The following is a 23,664-nucleotide window of genomic DNA, read 5'->3' on the forward strand; positions in this document are numbered from 1 at the left end:
CCTCATAGTCTCCGTTAACCTAAGGACTCTTTTTTTGCCAACTTAACGGCAAATTGACTTGCGACCATAGTGACTGACATAACACCTCAGGTTGACTCCAATCGCCCTTAAGTAACCAAGCAACGAGTGCATCCCCCACTTGAGGGTAGTGAATAGCTTCAGGAGTTGGTGACTTCAGCCATCGGCGCAGCACTTCAGGGTCTAAGCATGTTTTCATGCATTCAGCAGCGCCCAGTAACTCAAGAGCGGCGACATTTGATAACTGTTCAAACTGCCCAAGCAGCGGCTTAATCAGCAATTTTTTACCTAAGGTTAGCGCTTCACTGGCAAGCTCAAAACCAGCATTACCAATAACTCCTCCACAACTTGCCATCGCCGCTTTAAAACCATCGCGGTCAAATCCATGCCATTTGATATGCGCTGGCATTGGCTTAATCGAGTTGCCAGCGTGATATACCAAAAACGTGTAATCAGTAAAAGGCGCTAGAAAATCGATAATGGCATCTGCGGATTCAAAAGGCAGGTAGACCAAGACTTGATGTGCCAACTCTTTGTCAACTTTATCAACCTCAACAAAAGGCGGTAAAATCGGAAAACCAAAGTGATGCCAGTGACAGCCTAACGCTATATCCACTGGAGCAAAATAGTTCAACACGGTCTCATTAAACCAACTGTCAGCCACTTTAGGCACCGGAAAATTAAGCGCAGCTTGATGGCTTATGCCAATCGAAGGCACACCTTGATTTTTAGCGGCCCAAGCGGAAACTGGCTCGAAATCATTAAGCAGCAGATCATATCCACTTAAATCTAAGTTTTTGACATCTTTAAGGAAGCCAAACCAAGCGTTCATCTTCGCGGTTTGGGCTACATTCACACGACCATCTTTGGTTGCAAACGTCAGCCCTGATTGCACTCTGTATTGCCCAAAACATTGCATATCAAAAAACTGTTCAGCTGAACGCCCTGAAAAGAAAAAGTCGACATCGACGCCTTGCTTCTGCATCGCTTTAGCCATCACTCTAGCTCGGCTCAAATGACCGTTGCCAGTGCCTTGTACCCCATAGAGGATCTTCAATGCTCTCTCCTAAATAATGTGCTGACTAAGTACAACAGATGCAACTCCCAATAACGCGCCTGCGATAATATCCAACGGGTAGTGAACCCCGAGGATAACCCGCGATAGACCAACGCTTATCGCCCAACAACTAGCAATATAAAATAGTGCTGGATAGGTAAAGTAGATGCTAGTTGCCATAACGAATGCAGCGGCGGTGTGACCTGAGGGTAGACTAAATTTGTCGGCGGGTTCAAAGCGGGCAATCCCATCAGCAAGCGCATGACACGGGCGTTGTCGACGGATGATATTTTTAAGTAGGAAATAAAGTGGTAACTCGACCAAGTAAGCTGCTAACAACATATTGATTAGTGATTCGCCATGACTATCTAGCAGTATAAACAGCACTGCGACGTACAAATAAACAGGTCCATTTCCAGAGGCTGAGATTGATAAAGCCAATGGTTGCAAGCCATGCTCTTGGCCCTGCTTAACCACGAATCGATAACCGTTCTGATCTAATTTTGATATTGAGGTGATCATTGCAAACTCCCAATGTGTTATTGGTTAGCAAGCTATGAAAAGTCCATGACGTGAACGTGACAACGAGCCTAAAGTTTTATGACACAAAGAAAATAACAGGGAGAGTCAAACAAAGAAAAGAGAAAATTATCGAGTTAGAGTCAATCTACTAGCCCAATCATCGGTTGATAATCAGGCTAGCGCATACCTGCAGCTTAGTCGGCAGCAAGCTCAACATTATTGCGGTTGCGGTAGATCTTTTGCAGATGGTAAATATTAATACACGCAACAAAGGCATTCATGCCTGCAACAGGCCATGCTTCGATTGATGCACCGTAAATAACGAACAGTGAACAACCGGTAAAGTTCAAACATCTCAACCAGATAATGTCTTTCATCATTAGCGAAATTGCGACCATAACTGACGCAGCGTAACCGATGATTTCAATAGTATTAATAGCTTCCATAAGGCACCTTTTAGGCCCTCTGCCTTCCCTAAGCTAACTGGGGGATCCGTGCCCCTAAAGCGACTCAAAAATTAAGTTAAGTTAATATTTCTACGCTTATGCTAACAAAAACAAACCATCTTGGTAATAAAAAAACGTTATATAATGACCTGGGTCATGTTTTCGCCGAATTAGTAATCGGGATGTAGAAATATTACCACAACACTATTGAACGGTGCCTTTATCAGCAATTGCGTGATTGATAACACTTTTCTTTTCAAGAATCCCTTATATACTGGGATGAATGACTAACTTGCTCAAATTACTGAGCTACGCCTATTTACCAGGAGCGCTCCTATGGAATACAACACCTCGGCACTTTGTGACACTTATATCGATGTAGTTGATGTTGTCGAACCCATGTTCAGTAATTTCGGTGGTTGTAACTCTTTCGGTGGCTCAATTAGCACCATCAAATGTTTCGAAGATAATGGCCTCATCATTGAGACCCTTCAAGAAGATGGTGAAGGTAAAGTATTACTGGTAGACGGTGGTGGCTCGCTACGTCGCGGCCTACTCGACTCGACGATTGCCCAAACAGCTGTAGACAATAATTGGGAAGGGATCATCATCTATGGATCAGTTCGTGATGTTGATGCTTTAGAAGATTTAGACATTGGTGTGCAAGCATTAGCTTCTATCCCCGTTGGCGCCGATAGCAACGCTGTTGGTGAACTTGAAATTCCCGTCAACTTTGGTGGTGTCACCTTCTTACCAGGTGACCATGTTTATGCCGACAATACCGGCATTATTTTATCGCCTGAACCACTCGATATTGATTAATTAGCACATGAGAATCAAATTTCGATTTGATTCTGCCAGTTAAGCCAGCCAATAGTGCTGGCTTTTTTGTGGCTGATTTTTGGATTAGTTTTTCAGCAAGGCTTGAGTTGTAGACCTAAGGGCTTACACTATCGCTAATGAGTTTAAAATATAAGAATAACTAAATGACGCAGTATCTCAGCCCTTTCACTACCACTAAGCTTGAGAGCCTTCTCGTCTCGAGAGCAGGCGAAACAAAGCTCGGACAACGAGTGCAACTCCCTACAGCCACTGATGATCTCTCAACAGTGCTCACCCAAGCTAAAGCCGCCAATGTTCGCTTTGCCATTATTGGCATTGGCGAGGATATCGGCCCCCGTGCAAATTTGGGTCGCGGTGGCTCTACAGATGCTTTTGACAGCGCGATGAAACAGTTTCTCAATTTTCAATCCAACCGTTTTTTAAGTGGCGATCAATGTTTAGTGTTAGGTCAAATAGCAACGGCAGACTTACAACTGCCAAACAATAGCAGCGCGGAGCAGCTACGTCACAATGTAGAGCGATTAGATGTAAGAGTGATTGAATTGTTATCTAGCGTAATGCAAGCGGGGTTAGAACCCATTGTCATTGGTGGTGGCCATAACAATGCATACGGCCTATTAATGGCCGCTAAAGCCAGTCATAAACGTGCTGTCGCAGCAGTTAACCTTGACCCTCATTCCGATTTCAGGCCAAGAGAGGGGCGCCACAGTGGTAATGGCTTTAGTTACGCAGCAGCTTCTGGTGCACTAGGTATTTACCATGTGCTTGGTCTACATGAATTAAAAAATAGCGAAGCGACATTAGAGCAACTCAAAGCATTTGGTGGCCACTGGCATAGTTTCCAGCAAATTTGGGTACGCCGAGAATTAAGCTTAGAAACCGCATTAAAATCAATTACTCAAGAGCTCAACAACAGCTCGCTTCCTGTCGCGGTAGAACTCGATTTAGACGCCATCACCAATATGCCAAGTAGTGCGTCAACCGCAGCCGGAGTCCCCTTGATCGATGCATTACACTACGTTAGTTATGTGGCTAAGCATTGCCCCTGTGCCTATTTACATATAGCTGAGGCAGCCCCTAGTTGCCATGTTGCCGGTATCGATGCGGGTTACCGTGAAACAGGACAAAGTATTGCCGAATTAATCTATAGCTATATTAACGGACGTATTAATGCACTTTAGCAAATAATAACGATTCAACATTGGCAAATATTATGGTGTAATGCGCAGTCAATTTTGCGAAACCCTGTGTCATCACTCATTTTTACACTGTCCAGCGGCTGATAAATAACATACATCACATAGTGATAGATGAAAGATTCAGCAATCTGGCTCGATGACTTACAATCGTAATAATTCAATTGTTAACGTATAGGAATAGATAGATGTCAGAGGACACTCCAAAGAACACTCACTTCGGTTACAAGACGGTTGAAGCTGAGCAAAAGGCCGATATGGTCGCTGGCGTATTCCATTCTGTCGCCGCTAAATATGACATCATGAATGACGTCATGTCTTTCGGGATCCACCGCATGTGGAAACGTTTTACTATCGAAAGTGCGGGTGCACGTCCAGGCATGAAAGTGCTTGACTTAGCGGGCGGCACTGGCGATTTAACGGCTAAATTTTCTCACCTTGTCGGTGAAAAAGGCCAAGTCACTTTAGCCGATATTAATGACTCTATGCTAAAGGTCGGCCGTGAGAAGTTGAGAGACAAAGGCATTGTAGGCAATGTGAACTATGTGCAAGCTAACGCTGAAGCTCTGCCGTTTCCTGACAATCACTTCGATATTATTACCATCGCATTTGGCCTACGTAATGTCACCAATAAAGATGCCGCTATCGCTTCAATGCTGAGAGTGTTAAAACCAGGCGGAAAATTATTAGTGCTGGAGTTTTCTAAACCAAAGCACGATGTGATGCGTAAAATATATGACCTATACAGCTTTAAAGTGATGCCTAAAATGGGTGCGTTAATCACTCAAGATGCTGATAGCTACGCCTACCTCGCAGAATCAATCCGCATGCATCCAGATCAAGAAACCTTGAAACAAATGATGGAAGATGCAGGTTTTGAGCAGGTGAACTATACCAACATGACTGACGGTATTGTGGCCTTGCATAAAGGGTACAAATTCTGATTGGACTCACTATGGCTCGTGACATGTCACTACTTACGTGTGCAGCGATTGAGGTTGGCTTCAACAAGCTGATAGCCCAATCGCCTGAAGACTACGCTGCCTTGCGCAGTCTTCATGGTAAAGTGTTATGCATTCAACTGACTCAGCTTAATTGGCCACTTTATCTCTTGTTTGCCAAAGAGATCCAAGTTTTTAGCCAATACGAAGGCGATGTTAACACCCAAGTGAATGCCGATATCACCACGCTATATCAACTCACTGAAGGTGCCAACCTCACCGAATTGATCAAACAAGATAAACTTAGCCTCGAAGGCGATCTCAGTTTATTGCAGACGTTTAGTCACTATCTACAAGGTGTTGAATTCGACTTTGCCGAGCCACTATCGCGCTATATAGGTGACGCTCCGACTCACTTTGTCAGCCAAGGTGTTAAGCGAGCAAAACAAGATATCAGTCAACTATTGCTAAAAACACGCTCCCACTTAGGTCAATTAACGACCGAAGAGTATCGACTTGCACCGCATAAACTCGAATATATTCACTTAAGTGATACTATCGAAGATATCGCGGTCGATGTCGACGCCTTAGAAACACGGATTGAGCAATTACTAAATAGGGCAAGAGTTAAACAATGACAGTAAAAAGTATCAGCCGCGCTTATCAAGTCATCCGCACCTCATTGAATTACGGATTAGATGATTTACTCCCCTCAAAGGTAACGCCTTGGTACTTTAAGCTATTAAGAGGTTGTCTCTTCTGGCTCAGAAACCAACACAAAGACAAAGTCGGTGGCGAACGCTTAAAGCTGGCGATGCAAGAGCTTGGGCCTGTCTATATTAAGTTTGGCCAAATGCTCTCGACCCGCCGCGATCTGCTCAGCGACGAATGGGCCGAAGAGCTGGCGATGCTGCAAGACCGAGTGCCTCCGTTTGATTCTGCCATTGCTCGTGCCTCCATTGAATTAGAACTTAATGCCCCCATTGAAGATTACTTCGATGACTTCGATGACATTCCACTGGCATCAGCCTCTATCTCGCAAGTGCATACTGCAACGCTAAAATCTAACGGTGCTAGAGTCGTATTGAAGGTACTACGCCCAGATGTAGAACAAAAAGTGCACGCCGACATTCAACTAATGTCACAAGCGGCAGGTTTTTTAGAATATCTACTAGGGAGCAACAATCGCCTTCGTCCAGCCGAAGTCGTCGAGGATTACCGCACCACCATCGAAGGTGAGCTCAACTTAAAACTTGAAGCCCTGAACGCCATAAAGTTACGCAATAACTTCTTGGATTCTAATTCACTTTATATCCCTTTTATGTATGAAGAGCTCTGCTTTACTCGACTGATAGTAATGGAACGCATTAACGGTATACCAGTATCAGATAAGGCTGCACTTGAAGCGCAAGGCACCAATTTAAAGCTGCTGGCTGAACGCGGTGTAGAGCTGTTTTTCACTCAGGTTTTTCGCGATAATTTTTTCCATGCAGATATGCATCCAGGCAACATTTTTGTCAGCCGCGAACATCCGAATGACCCATTCTATATTGGCTTAGACTGCGGCATCATGGGCACGCTTACCGATGAAGACAAACGCTATTTGGCTGAAAATTTCCTCGCCTTCTTCAATCGTGATTACCGCCGTATAGCTCAGCTTTATATTGAATCGGGTTGGGTTTCAGCCGATACAGATATCGCTGCATTTGAACAAGCTGTTAAAGTTGTTTGTGAGCCGATGTTTAATAAACCATTGGATGAAATTTCATTTGGTCACGTTTTACTTGAGCTATTTCGAACCGCACGTCGATTCGACATGGTGGTGCAACCACAATTGGTATTGCTGGAGAAGACCTTACTCTATATTGAAGGTTTAGGGCGTCAGCTATATCCACAACTGGATTTGTGGAAAACAGCAAAACCCTTCTTAGAAGGCTGGATGGCAGAGCAAGTTGGCCCAAAAGCCATGGCAGGTAAAATTAAACAACAGTTGCCTTATTGGGCTGAACAACTGCCCGAACTGCCTGAACTCATTTACGATAATCTAAAAATGGGGCGCAACCTAGCAAAGACGCACAACAAATTACTCGATCGGTATCTAAAACATCAGCAAAAAGCCCATAAAAGTAACTATCTTTTGATCACATCCGCTATTTTAGTGATCTGTGGCACTATTTTGTTAAATCAAGACGCTACACTATGGGCTTCTTACGGCAGTATCGGCGTAGGCGCCACATTGTGGCTGCTCGGATGGCGATCTAGGCCAAAGAACCTAAAACTTTAGCTAGACCTAAATAACCAAAGGTTCATAATAGAACCAGTATCTAAATTAAGAGGATTCGTACATGGGTGGCATTAGCATTTGGCAACTTCTTATTGTTGCATTGATTGTCGTATTATTGTTTGGAACAAAGAAATTACGCTCTTTAGGCGGCGATTTAGGCGGTGCAGTTAAAGGCTTCAAGAACGCCATGTCTTCTGAAGAAGAGAAGAAAGCGCTAGAAGACAGTGCAGCTGAAAAAACAGCTCAGGGCACTGAGACAGCCGAAAAAAAGGCTGAATCTAAGGACAAAGAACAGGCGTAATCGACTATGTTCGACGGTATCGGCTTTATGGAGTTGCTGTTGATTGGAGTTTTGGGGCTAGTGGTACTTGGCCCTGAAAGACTTCCTGTCGCCGTGCGCTCAATCTCAGGCTGGATCCGCGCCATGAAAAAGATGGCAAACTCAGTTAAAGACGAATTGGAGCAAGAGCTTAAAATTGAGCAGTTGCATACTGATTTGAAAAAAGCAGAAAGCCAAGGCTTAAAAAACCTTGCGCCTGAGTTACAGGATTCAATCGATCAACTAAAACAAGCAGCGCAATCTGTTAATCGTCCTTATCAAGTAGAAGATGTTCCTTCGGCGACAGAAACTCCAGCCAAAGACAGCCCTACTACTGAGACATCTTCGACAGAGAGTGCTAAGTCAGACAAACCTAACGGGTAGTCCATGTCACAACAACAGCCATTAATAAGCCATTTGCTTGAACTGCGTAATAAGCTGCTTCGAGCCATTGGTAGTGTTCTCTTGGTGTTTATCTGTTTGGTCTATTGGGCCAATGATATCTACCATTATATGGCCATACCTTTGATGCAAGCACTGCCCGAATCGAGCAGCATGATTGCAACGGATGTCGCCGCACCTTTTTTTGCGCCTTTCAAACTGACATTAGTGCTGTCGTTTTTTATTGCCATCCCTTATGTTCTGTTTCAAATATGGTCATTTGTAGCCCCAGGGCTGTATAAGCATGAAAAACGCCTGATGATGCCCTTGCTTGCCAGTAGCACGCTGCTGTTCTACCTCGGTATTGCATTTGCTTATTACGTGGTATTCCCAGTGGTATTTGGCTTCTTCACTAGTGTGGCACCTGATGGTGTGGAAGTTGCGACGGATATCAGTAGCTATTTGAGCTTTATTCTCAAGCTATTTTTTGCTTTTGGTTTAGCGTTTGAAATACCAGTGGCTGTGGTTCTTTTATGCTGGGCGGGTGTTACCACACCTGAAGAGCTGAAAAAGAAACGTCCATATATCGTGGTTGGTGCCTTTATTGTAGGGATGTTCTTAACACCTCCGGACATTATTTCGCAGACCATGCTCGCGGTTCCAATGCTAATCTTGTTTGAAGGTGGGCTCATCGCAGCACGTTTCTACAGTAAAGCTGCTGATGACGAAGACGAAGAAGATAGCTCGGAAGAGACTGAACAGAAGTAGCTAAGTAATTTTTGAACGATACAAAAGGTATTGCCATTCAGTTGATGAAGGCAGTACCTTTTTTGTTTTTGGCTTAAATTCTCAACCTAGCCTCTCATACCAACATCAATGCCTAACATGATCAGCCGTGACACTGCATGCTCTGTATGTCAACAGCCATAGACATTAGAAACTTTACACTTCTTAATCGCGTTAACAGCAAAATCTGGTATTGATTACATGTATGATGAAATTGATATAAAATCATGCAATAGCCTGCTTTCTAAAAATAAAAGGAAATTTTGATGATTAAGCCAACTCTGTTATTACTTACAACCGCGGCGGTTTCGCTATCGACATTGGCGAATACCTCTGTTGAAGCACAGCTAACGCAATGCGCTGCGGTACAAGACAAACTTGATCGTCTTATCTGTTACGACAATCTATCAGCTTCCTTGGTAACAAAAAGCGCAGCAAGTAGCTCCCCCACCTCTGAAGTTATTGCGGTTGCTTCATCTGCAGCAGTTATCACCAGTACCGTCAATACACAAGCAGATGCGGTAGAAGAGTTTGGTAACCTCAAGAAAGATAAAGATGAGCAAGTGGTTACGACCATCAACCTAACGGTTAGTAAGGTCACAAAAGATCCTTACGGAGCTCTCAAAATCCAATTCGATAATGGTCAGCTTTGGAAGCAAACAGATTCACGTACTTTTAAGCTTAAGCCTGAACAAGAGGTCTATATCGAAAAAGCCGCCCTTGGCTCTTTTATATTAGGTACAAAAGATCGCAACACTACGATTCGTGTTAAACGTCTTAAATAATGCCGCTATTTATGGATATTGCTGTCAATCTCATTGGCAGCAGCTTAGAGAAAAGTATGCAACGTGTTGTTGAGGAAGCCAACAATGTAGGCGTCTCCTCAATGATTGTGATTGGTAGTCAGATTGAGGAGAGCGAACTCGCAATTGACTTGTGTCGCTCATTTCCGGAGCAACTCTATAGCACAGCAGGAGTCCATCCGCACCACGCCAGTGAATGGACCTCTCAAAGCAGCCATCAAATTAGACAGCTAAGCTTAGCTCAATGTGTCGTTGCCATTGGCGAGTGTGGTTTGGACTATAATCGAGACTTCTCACCAAGACTTAAACAGAGACAAGCTTTTGCCCAGCAGCTTGAGCTGGCAATAGAGCTAAAGCTACCAGTATTAATGCATGAGCGAGATGCCCATAGTGATTTTCTAGCCATATTAAAAGAGTACCGCTCGGCATTACCTGCTGCCCTACTACACTGCTTTACCGGAAACCGTGAAAGCCTAGAGGCTTATTTAGAGCTAGACCTGCATTTAGGGATAACGGGCTGGGTTTGCGATGAACGTAGAGGCCAGGAGCTCGCAGAGTTGGTGCCACTTATTCCAGATAACCGTATTTTGATTGAGACTGACAGCCCTTACTTGCTGCCTCGAAGTATGCGACCAAAACCTAAGTCGAGTAAGAACGAGCCTAAGTACTTACCTTACATTGCTGAATATATTGCCAATATTCGTGGGCAAACAGTTGACGACTTTGCACTGAAAACCTATCAAAACAGCCGCTCATTTTTTGGTTTGCCTTACTAATGCTGCTACTTAACCGTTTTTTATTCATCGCTATGATGTTTATTTCAAGCGCTGCCTACGCCGAAAATATGCTTACGATCGACAGCAATACTCCGACAGATTTGGCACTAAAGGAGTGGACTTATTACACACCAGCAACACAGACTAGCGACATAATTCAAGTCAGCCAGTTAGCATCCAGCAACTGGAATAAACTCACAGCAGATGTCGTTCGCGGTCTGAGTGACAAGCACTTTTGGATAAAATTTAGCGTACAAAGTAGCGGTTCAGTTGCCACAAAAAGAATACTGTCGATCACCAATCCACACCTAGACCTAATAGAGTTATACCACTTCAATCAACAGCGTTTAATAAATAAAGTGATTATGGGCGACAGTATCCCCTTCTCGCAAAGACCGATTATCAGTAATGACTTTGCCTACCCATTTAGCTGTAAAAATGAGGATTTACATACATTTTACTTAAAAATTAGCACCACAGGATCTTCGAGCCTCCCCATCACACTTTGGACCGATGACGCCTATTACCAAAATGCTGAGCAGCAATCACTGTTATATGGTTTTCAAATTGGTGTCTTAACAGCAATTGGTATTTTTAGTCTCTTTATTGCCATAACCTCACACTCATTTAGCTATACCTATTATGCAGGTTATGTGCTCTCTCTGACCCTTTTTGTCGCGACACTGCATGGTATCGCCTTTCGTTTCATTTGGCCTAACTGGCCTATTATTCAAGCGTTTATAACACCAGCTCTATTGTGTTTATCGATGGCATTTGCCTTTCTTTTTTCAGAAAAAGTGATGCAACTGAAATACCACAGCCAACCTATGCTACGGATCTGCCGACTCGGTGCTGCTATTTCAATCGCTCTGCTCTTTCTTGGATTACTGCTTGATTACAATCTAGCGCTAAAATTGGATATCTGCGCCGTCATGTTCGCCAGTCTACTACTGATGTATATCGCACTCGTTCAGGGGTTTCGTGGCCATAAACTGGCTAAGCTATTCGCCATAGGCTGGGCAGGAATGATGTTAGGAGCCTTAATTTCTGGCATGTTGTACTTGGGCTATATTGAACTTCAACTGCAGGCAAAGACCCCATTTACGCTTGGATTAAGTTTCGAAATCCTTTTTATGGCGGCGCTACTGGCTATACGCTATAACGATGAACGTCTGTCTAAACTACAGATCCAACAAGAAGCATTAATTCAAGCCCAAAGAGTGAAAACGACCCGAGAAGATGCACTACGAATAGAGGCCAGAAGTAGCGAACAACTTGGGCAGATGGTGCAAGAACGGACCTTAGAGTTAGAGATCGCGCTAAGAGAGCTCAATGAAGCGAATCAAAAACTGACAGAGCAATCTACCATTGATAGCCTTACCGGTGTAAAAAATAGAAATTCATTTGATAAGCGTATCCTCGCAGAGGGCCGCATTAGTCGCCGACAACAAACCCCGATGGCGGTGCTCATGCTAGATATAGACCACTTTAAATCGATTAATGACACCCATGGGCACCTCGCCGGAGACCAAGCTTTACGGGTCATTGCCGGCGAATTAAAGCGAATATTAAAGCGACCAACCGATCTAGTATCACGTTTTGGTGGTGAAGAGTTTGCTATTATATTACCGAATACAAATCAAGAAGGCGCCTTGCAAGTTGCTGAGTCAATAAGGAAAGCTATTTTTGAATTACCGATCCATTGGGGGGAGATTACCATCCCTCTTACGGTCAGTATTGGAGTGAGCGTTGAAATCGTCTCCTCTGAACAACATACAACCTTGTTATTAGGGCAAGCCGATAAAGCACTTTATCGCGCCAAAAACGAAGGGCGTAATCGCATCATGCTGTACAGCCCTGAGCAAAATTGAGCCCTGAGCAAAATTGACATCACCAAAAAGTCTGGAGTCGAATGTGAATATTATAACTAGTGCCTACCCACAGCGTAGAATGCGTCGTATGCGTAAACATGAGTTTAGCCGCCGTCTCATGTCTGAAAACCAGCTCTCGGTAAATGACTTAATTTATCCGATGTTTGTGCTAGAAGGAAACAATCGCACTGAACAAGTAGCCTCAATGCCTGGTGTAGAACGCCTCTCTATTGATCTGCTGCTTAAAGAAGCGGCTGAATTAGTTGAGCTTGGGATCCCACTTATTGCACTATTTCCAGTGACGCCTTCAGAGAAGAAAACTCTGATGGCAGAGGAAGCCTATAATGCCGATGCGTTAGCTCAACGTGCCGTTCGCGCCTTAAAAGAAGCTTTCCCACAATTAGGTGTTATGACCGACGTCGCCCTTGACCCGTTTACCACTCATGGTCAAGACGGCATCATTGATGACACTGGCTATATCATGAATGACATCACCACCGACATTTTGGTGAAGCAGGCACTGTCTCATGCTGAAGCGGGAGCTGATATTGTTGCCCCATCAGATATGATGGACGGTCGTATCGGTGCCATTCGCGAAGCGCTTGAAGCAGCTGGTCATGTCAACACTCAGATCATGGCATATTCAGCTAAGTATTCATCGAGCTACTACGGACCTTTCCGTGATGCTGTCGGTTCCGCTGGTAACCTTAAAGGTGGCAATAAGCACAGCTACCAAATGGATCCTGCTAACAGTGATGAAGCACTGCATGAAGTTGCCCTTGATATTCAAGAAGGCGCCGACATGGTGATGGTCAAACCTGGTATGCCATACCTTGATATCGTCCGCCGCGTTAAGACCGAACTAGCAGTGCCCACTTTTGCCTACCAAGTGAGTGGTGAATATGCGATGCATATGGCCGCTATACAAAATGGCTGGCTGGCGGAAAAAGCAATCGTGATGGAGTCTCTACTTTGCTTTAAACGTGCCGGTGCAGATGGCGTGCTAACATACTTTGCCAAGCGCGCAGCCCAGTGGTTAAAAGAAGAGAAATAGCCGTTTATACCTATGTGTAGGATGGATATAGATACAAGAGTGCCACTCATTTGAGTGGCATTTTTTCTCAATAGAAAAAATCCCCCCCCTCCGCCTCCTTTGCAAATAAAGTTCAATGCGCCGACTCATTTCATTGAGCTAAGTGGCTATTGTGTGAACCCTGCCACTAAATCAACAATCATGCCGTGATCGCTATAACAGTCCTTCTAGAGCATGCTTCACCCCGTAGTTAAGACATGATTGAATAAAGCCGAATTCATTTCTTCTTGCTCGAGGTATAATCATGCACAATAACGTTAAAGCATTGCTTGCCACCACAGTATTATTTTTTAGCAGCCAGAGCGTGGCTAGTGGCGGCTGTGCATTCGAAGGACAACAAGAGGGCTTTATGGCCACTTGTACTGAGGAGAAACAAGAAGTGATCTTAACCGGTAGCGTAACCACCGAACAACTCAACGTGCTTGATTGGTTCAGTCAAGAATATACTGACTATAAAGCTGACCAAGCAACAATCGCGCAGTTACAAGCCGTAACAGAGCCGACTGAAATCACCGTAATTATTGGTACCTGGTGCCCTGATTGCCATCGTGAAACGCCGCGATTAATTCGCATCATTGAGCAGGTGAATAACCCGCTGATTACGGTTAAATACATTGGTGTTGATAGAGCGAAAGAAGATCCGCAAGGGCTTGCAAAAAACTATGAGTTCTCACGTATTCCAACGATTATTGTTGAACAAAAAGGCGCTGAGATTGGTCGTATTATCGAAAAGCCAGCAGTGACGTTAGAGAAAAATTTAGCGGCTATTTTAAAAGCTTCATAATTTTTACACTTAGCATGAAAAGGCCGCTAAATATCAGCGGCCTTTAACTTTATATACTACTAGTCTTTTTGTAATTAAAACTCATAACGAGCAACAAAAGAGACAAAACGTGCATCTTGTCTATCAGTTGTTAGCCCATAGTCTGGGTTGAAATCACCATTATATTGCGTGCGTTCTTCATTAATATTAGTTGCCGTATCTGAGTTAAATACATTATAAACAGTTGCTTTTACACTAAACTGATTATCAAATATTTCAGCTAAATAAGTTAATGAAAGGTCTAAGTTCGTTACCCAAGGAAGGTTACCCTGTGAGCCACGTGGCGTAGGGTTACCATTTTCATCATAGAAACTCTCAGCACCATACCATTTACTCACGCAATCGTCCCAAGGATTTCCAGCAGTACAGCTGTCTACACCTTCAGGGTGTCTACCGAAAGCATTTTGTGGACGACCAGAACTAATGCTACCTACAAAACCAAGAATCAAATCTTCAGTAATGCTATAAGCGCCATTCAACTTAAATACGTGAGTGTGATCGTTTGGTAAGTCTCCATAACTATGGTCCATTAAATCACCATAATCATACGAGGTAGTCCAACCTGGATCAGCCTGATTATTATCAGTTTTAACTAGTCCTTCAGTATTTCCCCAGTTGTGAGAGAAAGTATAAGAGGAATTAATTCGCAGATCATCAGTTACATTTCCATCAAGCGTTAATTCAAGTGCCAAATAGTGACGCTGCATTGATTTTAGCGCTAACTCTTCTGCTGTCAGTACAATATTGTCGACTTGACCATCACCGTCAAAATCATAAGACAATGTAGTATCAGATCCAGGGTTATGTAGGACATAGTAGCTGCTTTGACCTACATTATCTTCAATGTCCATCTCTTTAAGTTTTTTCTGTAATATTGGATCCATATCAGTATCTTCAGTACCACGACCTAGGTCACGCCAAATCACGCGCGCACCCGCAGACATAGTTTCAAATACTTCTTGTTGGTAGCCGACTGTAAATTCATCTGAGTACATCGGCTTAAGGTTTGCTGATGCAATCAATCCAGGATCGGTGATACCGACTTGTCGCACGCGGGTCTCTCTGAATGTATCACCACGGCTCGGTGAACCATCAGCTGTTATTACTGGGTGCCCATTAACATCGAGTTCATTCAAAGCGTAATACTCAAAATCTTCTTTTTGAGAGCCGCCCTGCTTAATGTTCATGTTGACAGAAACTGGCTGAAAGTATCGACCATAAGTTGCAAAAACTTTTGATGTCCCATCACCGTGGATATCATAGATAGCCTGTAGGCGCGGTGCGATTTCATTGTCAAAATCAACATATGCACGCCCATCTGATACGGTATTTTTAAAGCTATTAATCCTAACACCAGCATTAATGACTAAGTTATCGGTCGCCTGCCATGAATCATTGATATAGTAAGCTAACTGCTCAACAGATGAGTCTTGATTCGAGAAAGTCGAACGACGACGGCGCTCGATATAATCAGTCCCTTCTGGCGCACCTGAGATTGAATTTTCTCCCGCAGTACTAACACTCCACCAACCCCGAGCTTCACCAAGACCATTTTGGTCTTCGAAAAAATCGACCGAAATATTACTATAATCAACACCAAAGCTTATCGCGTGCTCATCCAAGTCCCAAGTGAAATCAATACGAGCCTGATCACGCGTATAATGCTGCTCAACAAGGGTCGCGTCAGTATGATTACTTAATGTTATGGAACCACCACCCCGTTTATCGACCACTGAAGGATCCGTTGAAGCAACAAGGCTTTCTACATCTTCTTTTACCTGCCCTACTACTGCAGAAACTGCAAAATTATCAGTTATGTAGCCGTTATAATTAATACTGTATAGAGCGCCACCGTCTTCACCAGGCACCGTTAGACCTTTTCTATCACCAACATCATCGGTTTCCCAATTATATTCGTAACGCTCAATATCCCAAGTTCGTTTGTTATTCATCGCCATAAAACCAATCGAATGGTTTTCTGTCATATACCAATCAAGCTTGGCAAACCAACGGTCTGACTTACGCTCTTTTTCACTATAAGTCTTTTGCGAAGCCCAGCTTTCATCCTCTCTACTAGGTTCATACAAACCGTAATAGAACAGCTCATCCTCAATAATGGCGCCACTGACCCATATCTTAGCTTTTTTATAATCATACTCATCTCGCTCATTATAATTATAGTTCACAGTATCCGGAACACCGTTAGCTTGATAAATGGTGTCATGAGTTTCGTTAAGAGCGCTAGGATCCCAACGACCTTCAACGCCAAAATGAAATTCATTATCACCGGACTTAGACACTGCGTTAACAATACCACCAATCGCACCACCAAAATCAGGACTAATAGCGCCTGTTTTAACCTGTGTTTCAGCGATTGCTTCCCACGGAAGTCGTAATGAACCTAAACCAGTACGGATCTCAGTTACATTCAAGCCATTTAAGTAGTACGCATTTTCTGCTGATGATGAACCACCAAAACTTGAAGCACCTTTGAAGTTTGACCCACCTGCTGCTGCAGTCCCTGGAGCAAGTAATGCAATATTCTCAAAGCCTGTGTCAACCGGCATTAGATCTAATTCATCTTGCCCAAATGTAACTCCCGAGGTTGAAGAGGAAGTATCAATACGACGGATCATGGAGCCTGTAACTTGAATGCGCTCTACATCACTAATGCCCTCAGCAAATAACTCACCATCTAGAATAACTGGCTGACCAACACTGACTCGAACGCCACTTTCTTTGTTAGACGTAAAACCGTTTTTAGTAATACTTACATCGTACATTCCCACTGGAATATTACGTAAAAAATAATTACCTTTTGCATCAGTCTCTACGGTATACACTAAACCTTTAGATTGATGCTTTAGTGTGATGGTTGCATTAGATAGAGACATCCCTTTACTAGATGACACCTGTCCTTTTACAACACTTGAGTCAGCCGCAATTGCAGCTGGAGCACTCATCATTAAAACTGATCCAACAGCAATCGCTGCTAATGTTTTTCTCGGCGCAAATCGCTTTATAGCGTTATTTCCGTTCATAACCAAATTTCCCTTTAATTCTATCTATAGTTATTGTGCAAATTTTCTTTATTTTTTCAGTGTTGTTTACCAACAATTGAGCTTGTTAAAACTCGCAACAGCACATTAACATCATATACATACTGTATACAATTTATTTTATTCTGTAGATTTTATGTTCGGAATTAATGCCGATATAAAGGGATTGCTTTCAGTGAATAGTTCGAGAGAAACTTGCGAGGTGAGTCTATAAAACCATCATTTACGTGTTAAAAAGCAGCAAGTATAGCTAAGAACAGTTAGGAATAGCATACAATATAAAGTTATATGGATTACAGTGACGCTTCAAAGAGATGGTTACAACTTGAATATTACTTTTTTTTGGGGGCGGGAGATTTAACTGCTGCGGCGAGCTAGTTGATGCAGCAGTCCTTCACGTAACGCGCCACCAGAAAGATGTAACGTTTCAATATTAAGTAGCTCAAAAAGTGCCAGTAAAATGGCTACGCCGGCGGCGAAAGTGGGGGCTCGTTCTGGCTTTAGGCCATTAATCTCTAGCATTGATGCTGAGTTTTGCATGAGCGTTTCTTGCTTTAATCTTTGTAAAACATCAAGGGTGATAACGGTGGACTCTCCTCGTGCGCAGAGTAGCTCAACAACAGACTGTACACTGCCTGAAGCACCCACAACACTCTGCCAACCTAAACTGCTCAGCTCTTGCTGATAATCACCCAGTATACTTTCAACATTCCGTCTCGCATGATCAAAATCAGTCGATTTAAAAGGGAATTGGTCAAAGAAACGGTTATTAAAAGTGACGCAGCCCATAGGCAGACTGGTTTTAAACAGCACTTTATTACCATTGCCAATGATAAATTCTGTACTGGCACCGCCGATATCGATCACCAAGCGTTGCCCAGAGCCTGATGTAGTCGCAGCCATGCCTTGATAGATTAATTCAGCTTCTTCTATACCGGAAATAATACCGATGGGATGAGGTAATACTTTGATGGCTTGCTGGCAAAAATCATCAGAATTGCTGATTTTTCTTAAAGTAGCAGTGGCGATTACCTCTACATTATCCGCTGATACCCCCTCTTTTTGGAGCATATCAGCGAACATCGCGAGGCAATCGATACCCCGCGTCATTGCAGACAGGTTCAAAGAACCGTCAGCCTCAATACCTTCCGCTAGCCTTACTTTACGCTTGTATTTAGCAATAATTGTTGGCTGCTTATCAATAGTCTTCGCCACCAACATATTAAAACTATTTGAGCCTAACGTAATCGCTGCATAAAGCTGTGCCGTCATTTACCGCTATCTCTCTTACGAGTGTCTACGAGTCTTGTCGTGGCGACGTGGCGCGTTGCTGCGATGTCCGCCTTGTGGACGAGATCCATTGCGGTCACGTGAATTACGCGAATGACTGCTTGGCTTACGATGAATACGCTTTGGCGCAGGAATATCATCAAGTAATGCTTCACTATCGTATGACGTTACTGGAATTGAATGCTGAATGTAGGTCTCAATTGCCGGCAGATTCAATGCATACTCTTCACACGCAAAGCTAACTGACACGCCACTTTTACCAGCTCGACCAGTACGACCAATACGGTGCACATAATCTTCACAGTCATCCGGTAGATCATAGTTATAGACGTGTGACACATCAGCGATATGCAAACCACGGGCAGCAACGTCTGTCGCGACCAAAATATCAATTTCACCGTTAGTGAACTGCTCTAGAATACGTAAACGCTTTTTCTGTGGCACGTCACCTGTCAGCAGACCGACACGGTGTCCATCACCTTCAAGCCATGACCACACTTTTTCACAGCTATGTTTAGTGTTTGAAAAAACAATCGCCTTCTCAGGCCAATCTTCTTCAAGCAGTGATAGTAGCAGTGGCATCTTCTCTGCCATTGATGGATAGAAGATCTCCTCTTTAATATTTTTCGAGGTTTTCTCATCAGGTGCAATTTCAACTTTAACAGGCTCATTCATATGATCATAAGCCAGCTCTTGCACTTTCATTGAAAGCGTCGCTGAAAACAACATGTTTAAGCGTGACTTGGCATCAGGCATACGTCTAAACAAGAAACGAATATCTTTAATGAAGCCTAAGTCGAACATACGATCCGCTTCATCAAGTACTACCGCTTGAATCGCACTGACGTTAATAACACCTTGGCGAACATAATCGATGATACGACCCGTGGTACCAATGAGGATATCAACACCCTTATCGAGCACTTTACGCTGCGCATCATAACCTTCCCCGCCATAAACAATACCGACTTTTAGTCCGGTATGTTTAGCCAGCAAGTTGGCATCTTTAGCAATTTGAATCGCAAGCTCACGTGTAGGCGCCATAATGATGGCTCGTGGCTGACTGATTTGACGCTCAGCAGGAACTGGTTGAGTCAATAGATGGTTAAACGTGGCAACTAAAAAGGCCAGAGTCTTACCTGTACCCGTTTGTGCTTGTCCTGCTATATCTTTTTTCTCTAATAATATTGGCAATGATAACGCTTGAATAGGCGTGCAAAACTCAAAGCCCACTTCGTTAAGTGCTTGTTGAACTTCTTTTTGTAGCGGGAAGTCGGCAAACTTTTTTGTAGATAAATGTGTATCGCTCATAGCGCAGGTTTACCTGTAAAAGGTTGCAATAAGAAACTCGATCGTTTGAAATAACGGTAGAATTGTTATCGCTGAAAATTGGTGCTCACTCAGAGAAACGGTTTTCACGGTATTATTAGCATCGGTGACGGAATCACTATTCCCTCTTTTCATTATGATGCTTGAAATTTTAGCGTGTATTAAACGTTCTCTTAAGGCGAACTAAATACGCTTTTAGGCGTTAGTCGTCGTCGACTTAGGCTCACTATGCCTATAATTCACCGACTTGTCTAAAGCGTTTTACGATCACTTCAAGTGGCGTCTTTAATAAATGATTAACTTAATAGCTTGAAAAGCTATTTTACCGGCCCAATATACAGGTTAAGCCATTAACAAACCAGCAATGGCAACCAAACTGGAGAACAACATGAGCGACAAGATTGTATACTTAAGCGACGATAGCTTCGAGAATGACGTAATTAACTCTGAACTACCAGTTCTGGTTGATTTTTGGGCTGAGTGGTGTGGTCCTTGTAAAATGATTGCTCCAATCTTAGATGACGTAGCAGATGAGTATGCAGGCAAGATCACTGTTGCTAAGTTAAATGTTGACCAAAACAACGTGTCACCCGCTAAGTATGGTGTTCGCGGCATCCCAACTCTGCTTTTATTCAAAGCGGGTGAGTTAGCAGCGACCAAAGTAGGCGCACTTTCAAAAACTCAGCTTAGAGAGTTTATTGACGGACAACTGTAAGACTTTAGAGGTGAAATCCCCCACTAAAGTGAGATAGAGTGACTCCCGACACAGCTTCAACAAGAAAATGTGTCGGGTTTAACTAAATTTCTAGACGCCCTGCCTTGTTAGTGCTACTTTAATAACCAAAGAGATTCTAACTAACACACTTCCCGCTATCCGATCGATATTCAATAAGCTTCATACCCATTGATCTAAGATGGCATAGTCACGTGAAAACAAGACCCCCCAAGATGAATTTATCAGAATTAAAAGACACACCGATTTCAGATTTAGTACAACTAGCCCAAGACATGAAGCTAGAAAATATGGCCCGCGCTCGCAAGCAGGACATCATTTTCTCGATCCTAAAGGCCCACGCCAAAAGCGGTGAAGATATTTTCGGTGGTGGTGTATTAGAGATTTTGCAGGATGGTTTTGGTTTCCTACGTAGCTCTGATGGGTCGTACTTAGCGGGTCCTGATGATATTTATATCTCACCTAGCCAAATCCGTCGCTTTAATATGCGTACTGGTGATACCATTTTTGGTAAAATCCGTCCGCCAAAAGAGGGCGAACGTTATTTTGCTCTGCTTAAAGTTACCGAAGTTAACTTCGACAGACCTGAAAACTCTCGCAACAAGATCCTTTTTGAAAACCTAACACCACTGCATGCAGAAGAACGTATGCGTATGGAACGTGGTAATGGTTCTACTGAAGACATCACTTCACGTATTTTGGATCTATGTTCTCCTATCGGTAAAGGTCAACGTGGCTTGATTGTTGCTCCGCCAAAAGCGGGTAAAACACTATTACTGCAAAACATGGCGCAAAGCATTGCATACAACAACCCAGATGTTGTGTTAATGGTGCTACTCATCGACGAACGTCCTGAAGAAGTCACCGAAATGCAGCGCATGGTGAAAGGTGAAGTGATTGCTTCTACTTTCGATGAGCCAGCTAGCCGTCACGTACAAGTGGCAGAGATGGTTATTGAAAAAGCTAAGCGTCTTGTAGAGCATAAGAAAGATGTTGTTATCTTACTTGACTCAATCACTCGTCTTGCTCGAGCGTACAACACTGTTATCCCATCATCTGGTAAAGTTCTTACCGGTGGTGTTGATGCTAACGCACTACACCGTCCTAAGCGCTTCTTTGGTGCTGCGCGTAACATCGAACATGGCGGTAGCTTAACCATTATCGCTACTGCGTTGGTTGATACTGGCTCTAAGATGGACGAAGTTATTTACGAAGAGTTTAAAGGTACTGGTAACCAAGAGTTACACCTTTCTCGTAAAGCCGCTGAAAAACGTGTATTCCCAGCGATTGATTTCAACCGTTCTGGTACTCGTCGCGAAGAAAAACTAACGACACCAGATGAACTTCAAAAAATGTGGATCTTGCGTAAAATCTTGAACCCTATGGATGAAGTCACTGGCATGGAGTTCCTTATCGATAAATTGGCTATGACCAAAACCAACGATGAGTTTTTCACAGCAATGAAACGCGCTAAGACCTAAATCTACTAAGAGCTAGCTCTAGTGTCATCAGATGCAAAAAAACCGCATTTATGCGGTTTTTTTATGTCTGTTATTTAAGGGCTGCTAACTTATCTTTAAAATCAATTCAGTATTTTACGCATACAAACTCTGACAAACCCAAATGATTCATCGTGCTCTTCCGTCGCAATCGACCAGCCCTGTTTCTGATAGAAATTAAGCGCTTGGTCATTACCTTTAAACGTTTCTAACCGCAGATGCTCATAACCTTCTGTTTGTTGCATAGCCTCAACTTGTGCCAATAAGTACCCGCCCAAACCCGTTCGTTGCAACTGAGGAGTTATCATTAAACTATGGATAAAGCCCTCTTCTGCTGCGCAGTAGCCTTGTATTTTGCCTTCAACCTCAAGCACCATGGTGTTTTCTAAGTGCTCGTTAACCTCCCTGTCGGAACCACCACCATTGATAAACCAGTCAACGCCGTCATCACCTAAGAAGGAGCGGTAACACTTGTCTATTGTCTCCTTCGCTAATATCTTAATCGTGTCTGAATCGCTGCTGTTAGCTTGTCTCACTTTCTTCATTGGTTGCCTGTTTGGAATATCTTTAATCAATCTATTATTTGTCCGCGCCATCCACGCTTTTGAGCGCGTCCTTAACATGTCTCTCAGTAGCAATACCACTGGGGTTACATGCTCGCGACCAGGACAAACAAGATAGAGGTCAGCCTCTTCACCCACATAGTCTGTTAGCATCGGAATGAGTCGCCCAGCTTCAATGTCATCAGTTAAATCAAGCCAAGACTTAAACACAACCCCCTGACCCGCTACCGCCCAACGGCGTGCTATATCAGCATCATTACAGGTGCGGTTAGAGGTCACTCTTACTTTATATTGCTGACCATCTTTACTGAAAAACCATTGATCATGGGTACGTTCGTCTAACATAAAAAACAAGCAATTATGTTGCTGCAACTGCTCTAAGGAATTAACCATCCCCATACGCTCAATGTACTCAGGTGAGGCACACAGCACTCGCTTAGCGTCACAGATTTTAAAGGCCACCAGCGATGAATCTTTTGGCTTGCCTGATCGCAAAGCAACATCAATTTTGTCTCGATAAAAGTCCGACAAATTATCACCAATGTGCAGCCTTAGATTAAGCTCAGGATACTCAGTGAGAAACTCATCCAGCCAAGGCAGTACGACATTACGACCAACATCAGAGGGCACGGCCAGACTCACAGTGCCGGAGATCTGCGTCAAGCTTGAGTTTATTGCTCGTTGTCCCATATCAAGATCGGCTAATGCCGAACGACAATGGATCAAATACCGCTCACCTGCATCCGTTAATCTTAGGCTTCGAGTACTGCGAATAAATAGGGTGGTACCTAGCTCCTTCTCTAACCTTTTAAGCCCTGCACTTGCCACCGCCGAAGAGATATCCAGCTCCACTGCTGCACCCGTTAAGCTGCCACAATCAGCAACTCTCACAAAAAGGGTTAAATCGTTAAGCTGCATACTAAGCCTTCCCCGCTAAATGAGTTTATAGCTTGCCATTCTACAACCATAGCAAACAAAAAAACCTGCATATGCAGGCTTTTTATGTCTGGAATATTTATGCCACGCCCCATG

General features: G+C 43.5%; 22 protein-coding genes and 1 pseudogene. 15 read left to right on the forward strand and 8 right to left on the reverse strand.

Annotation, left to right across the window (positions count from 1 at the left end; translation table 11 throughout):
- Positions 1 to 19: 19 nt before the first annotated feature.
- The 3 genes from JK628_RS19875 to JK628_RS19885 all read right to left on the reverse strand — a co-directional run bounded on the left by JK628_RS19875 (position 20) and on the right by JK628_RS19885 (position 2,043).
- Positions 20 to 1,075 carry an MJ1255/VC2487 family glycosyltransferase gene (locus tag JK628_RS19875; RefSeq protein WP_202286643.1) on the reverse strand — a complete coding sequence of 352 codons (1,056 nt, stop codon included), beginning with the start codon at positions 1,073 to 1,075 and terminating at the stop codon, positions 20 to 22.
- Between the two features lie 9 nt (positions 1,076 to 1,084).
- Positions 1,085 to 1,597: a phosphatase PAP2 family protein gene (locus JK628_RS19880; protein ID WP_202286644.1), complete on the reverse strand. Its 513-nt coding sequence runs from the start codon at positions 1,595 to 1,597 to the stop codon at positions 1,085 to 1,087.
- A 194-nt stretch (positions 1,598 to 1,791) separates the two neighbouring features.
- Positions 1,792 to 2,043, reverse strand: a complete 252-nt coding sequence (locus tag JK628_RS19885) for a YgjV family protein (protein WP_202286645.1) — start codon at positions 2,041 to 2,043, stop codon at positions 1,792 to 1,794.
- Between the two features lie 336 nt (positions 2,044 to 2,379).
- On the opposite strand from JK628_RS19885, the gene rraA reads away from it, so the two are divergent.
- From rraA to JK628_RS19950, 13 genes are all read left to right on the forward strand, one after another.
- Complete coding sequence (gene rraA / locus JK628_RS19890) at positions 2,380 to 2,865, forward strand: ribonuclease E activity regulator RraA (RefSeq protein ID WP_202286646.1); 486 nt, start codon at positions 2,380 to 2,382, stop codon at positions 2,863 to 2,865.
- A gap of 164 nt (positions 2,866 to 3,029) precedes the next feature.
- On the forward strand, positions 3,030 to 4,067 hold the full coding sequence (locus JK628_RS19895; protein WP_202286647.1) for a formimidoylglutamase: 1,038 nt from the start codon (positions 3,030 to 3,032) through the stop codon (positions 4,065 to 4,067).
- 203 nt (positions 4,068 to 4,270) lie between these two features.
- Positions 4,271 to 5,026, forward strand: a complete 756-nt coding sequence (ubiE, locus tag JK628_RS19900) for a bifunctional demethylmenaquinone methyltransferase/2-methoxy-6-polyprenyl-1,4-benzoquinol methylase UbiE (RefSeq protein WP_202286648.1) — start codon at positions 4,271 to 4,273, stop codon at positions 5,024 to 5,026.
- Positions 5,027 to 5,037: 11 nt separating this feature from the next.
- Entirely contained in the window at positions 5,038 to 5,661 is a 624-nt protein-coding gene (locus JK628_RS19905; protein WP_202286649.1) for a ubiquinone biosynthesis accessory factor UbiJ, read from the forward strand.
- Positions 5,658 to 7,307 carry a ubiquinone biosynthesis regulatory protein kinase UbiB gene (ubiB, locus tag JK628_RS19910; protein ID WP_202286650.1) on the forward strand — a complete coding sequence of 550 codons (1,650 nt, stop codon included), beginning with the start codon at positions 5,658 to 5,660 and terminating at the stop codon, positions 7,305 to 7,307. Before JK628_RS19905 ends, ubiB begins: the two co-directional genes overlap by 4 nt.
- A 61-nt stretch (positions 7,308 to 7,368) precedes the next feature.
- Positions 7,369 to 7,608 (forward strand): Sec-independent protein translocase subunit TatA, encoded by a 240-nt coding sequence (tatA, locus tag JK628_RS19915; RefSeq protein ID WP_202286651.1) that lies wholly within the window; start codon positions 7,369 to 7,371, stop codon positions 7,606 to 7,608.
- A 6-nt stretch (positions 7,609 to 7,614) separates the two neighbouring features.
- The gene (gene tatB / locus JK628_RS19920; RefSeq protein WP_202286652.1) at positions 7,615 to 8,010 is read left to right on the forward strand and encodes a Sec-independent protein translocase protein TatB; all 396 of its coding nucleotides are present in this window, start codon (positions 7,615 to 7,617) and stop codon (positions 8,008 to 8,010) included.
- Between the two features lie 3 nt (positions 8,011 to 8,013).
- A complete protein-coding gene (gene tatC, locus JK628_RS19925) occupies positions 8,014 to 8,775 on the forward strand; it encodes a twin-arginine translocase subunit TatC (protein WP_202286653.1) in 762 nt (253 codons plus the stop codon).
- Positions 8,776 to 9,059: 284 nt separating this feature from the next.
- Positions 9,060 to 9,578 (forward strand): hypothetical protein, encoded by a 519-nt coding sequence (locus JK628_RS19930; RefSeq protein WP_202286654.1) that lies wholly within the window; start codon positions 9,060 to 9,062, stop codon positions 9,576 to 9,578.
- On the forward strand, positions 9,578 to 10,372 hold the full coding sequence (locus JK628_RS19935; protein ID WP_202286655.1) for a TatD family hydrolase: 795 nt from the start codon (positions 9,578 to 9,580) through the stop codon (positions 10,370 to 10,372). The genes JK628_RS19930 and JK628_RS19935 overlap by 1 nt, the downstream gene beginning before the upstream one ends.
- The gene (locus JK628_RS19940) at positions 10,372 to 12,243 is read left to right on the forward strand and encodes a sensor domain-containing diguanylate cyclase (protein ID WP_202286656.1); all 1,872 of its coding nucleotides are present in this window, start codon (positions 10,372 to 10,374) and stop codon (positions 12,241 to 12,243) included. Before JK628_RS19935 ends, JK628_RS19940 begins: the two co-directional genes overlap by 1 nt.
- A 43-nt stretch (positions 12,244 to 12,286) precedes the next feature.
- Complete coding sequence (gene hemB / locus JK628_RS19945; RefSeq protein ID WP_202286657.1) at positions 12,287 to 13,297, forward strand: porphobilinogen synthase; 1,011 nt, start codon at positions 12,287 to 12,289, stop codon at positions 13,295 to 13,297.
- A gap of 283 nt (positions 13,298 to 13,580) precedes the next feature.
- Entirely contained in the window at positions 13,581 to 14,120 is a 540-nt protein-coding gene (locus JK628_RS19950) for a thioredoxin family protein (protein ID WP_202286658.1), read from the forward strand.
- A 74-nt stretch (positions 14,121 to 14,194) separates the two neighbouring features.
- Here the strand turns inward: JK628_RS19950 and JK628_RS19955 are convergent, their stop codons facing one another.
- From JK628_RS19955 to rhlB, 3 genes are all read right to left on the reverse strand, one after another.
- A complete protein-coding gene (locus JK628_RS19955; protein ID WP_202286659.1) occupies positions 14,195 to 17,200 on the reverse strand; it encodes a TonB-dependent receptor domain-containing protein in 3,006 nt (1,001 codons plus the stop codon).
- Positions 17,201 to 17,575: 375 nt separating this feature from the next.
- Positions 17,576 to 18,490, reverse strand: a complete 915-nt coding sequence (locus JK628_RS19960; protein ID WP_202286660.1) for a Ppx/GppA phosphatase family protein — start codon at positions 18,488 to 18,490, stop codon at positions 17,576 to 17,578.
- A gap of 15 nt (positions 18,491 to 18,505) precedes the next feature.
- Positions 18,506 to 19,819 carry an ATP-dependent RNA helicase RhlB gene (rhlB, locus tag JK628_RS19965; protein ID WP_202286661.1) on the reverse strand — a complete coding sequence of 438 codons (1,314 nt, stop codon included), beginning with the start codon at positions 19,817 to 19,819 and terminating at the stop codon, positions 18,506 to 18,508.
- 406 nt (positions 19,820 to 20,225) lie between these two features.
- On the opposite strand from rhlB, the gene trxA reads away from it, so the two are divergent.
- Both trxA and rho read left to right on the forward strand, forming a co-directional pair.
- Complete coding sequence (trxA, locus tag JK628_RS19970; protein WP_202286662.1) at positions 20,226 to 20,552, forward strand: thioredoxin TrxA; 327 nt, start codon at positions 20,226 to 20,228, stop codon at positions 20,550 to 20,552.
- A 233-nt stretch (positions 20,553 to 20,785) separates the two neighbouring features.
- Positions 20,786 to 22,051, forward strand: a complete 1,266-nt coding sequence (gene rho, locus JK628_RS19975; RefSeq protein WP_202286663.1) for a transcription termination factor Rho — start codon at positions 20,786 to 20,788, stop codon at positions 22,049 to 22,051.
- Positions 22,052 to 22,152: 101 nt separating this feature from the next.
- Here the strand turns inward: rho and JK628_RS23490 are convergent, their stop codons facing one another.
- Both JK628_RS23490 and JK628_RS23370 read right to left on the reverse strand, forming a co-directional pair.
- Positions 22,153 to 22,692 (reverse strand): GNAT family N-acetyltransferase, encoded by a 540-nt coding sequence (locus JK628_RS23490; RefSeq protein ID WP_337249451.1) that lies wholly within the window; start codon positions 22,690 to 22,692, stop codon positions 22,153 to 22,155.
- Positions 22,669 to 23,550, reverse strand: a pseudogene (locus JK628_RS23370) (LysR family transcriptional regulator); the annotation flags it as partial. The pseudogene JK628_RS23370 and the gene JK628_RS23490, both read right to left, overlap by 24 nt.
- Between the last annotated feature and the right edge of the window lie 114 nt (positions 23,551 to 23,664).

Source organism: Shewanella sp. KX20019 (assembly GCF_016757755.1).
Lineage (GTDB): Bacteria > Pseudomonadota > Gammaproteobacteria > Enterobacterales > Shewanellaceae > Shewanella.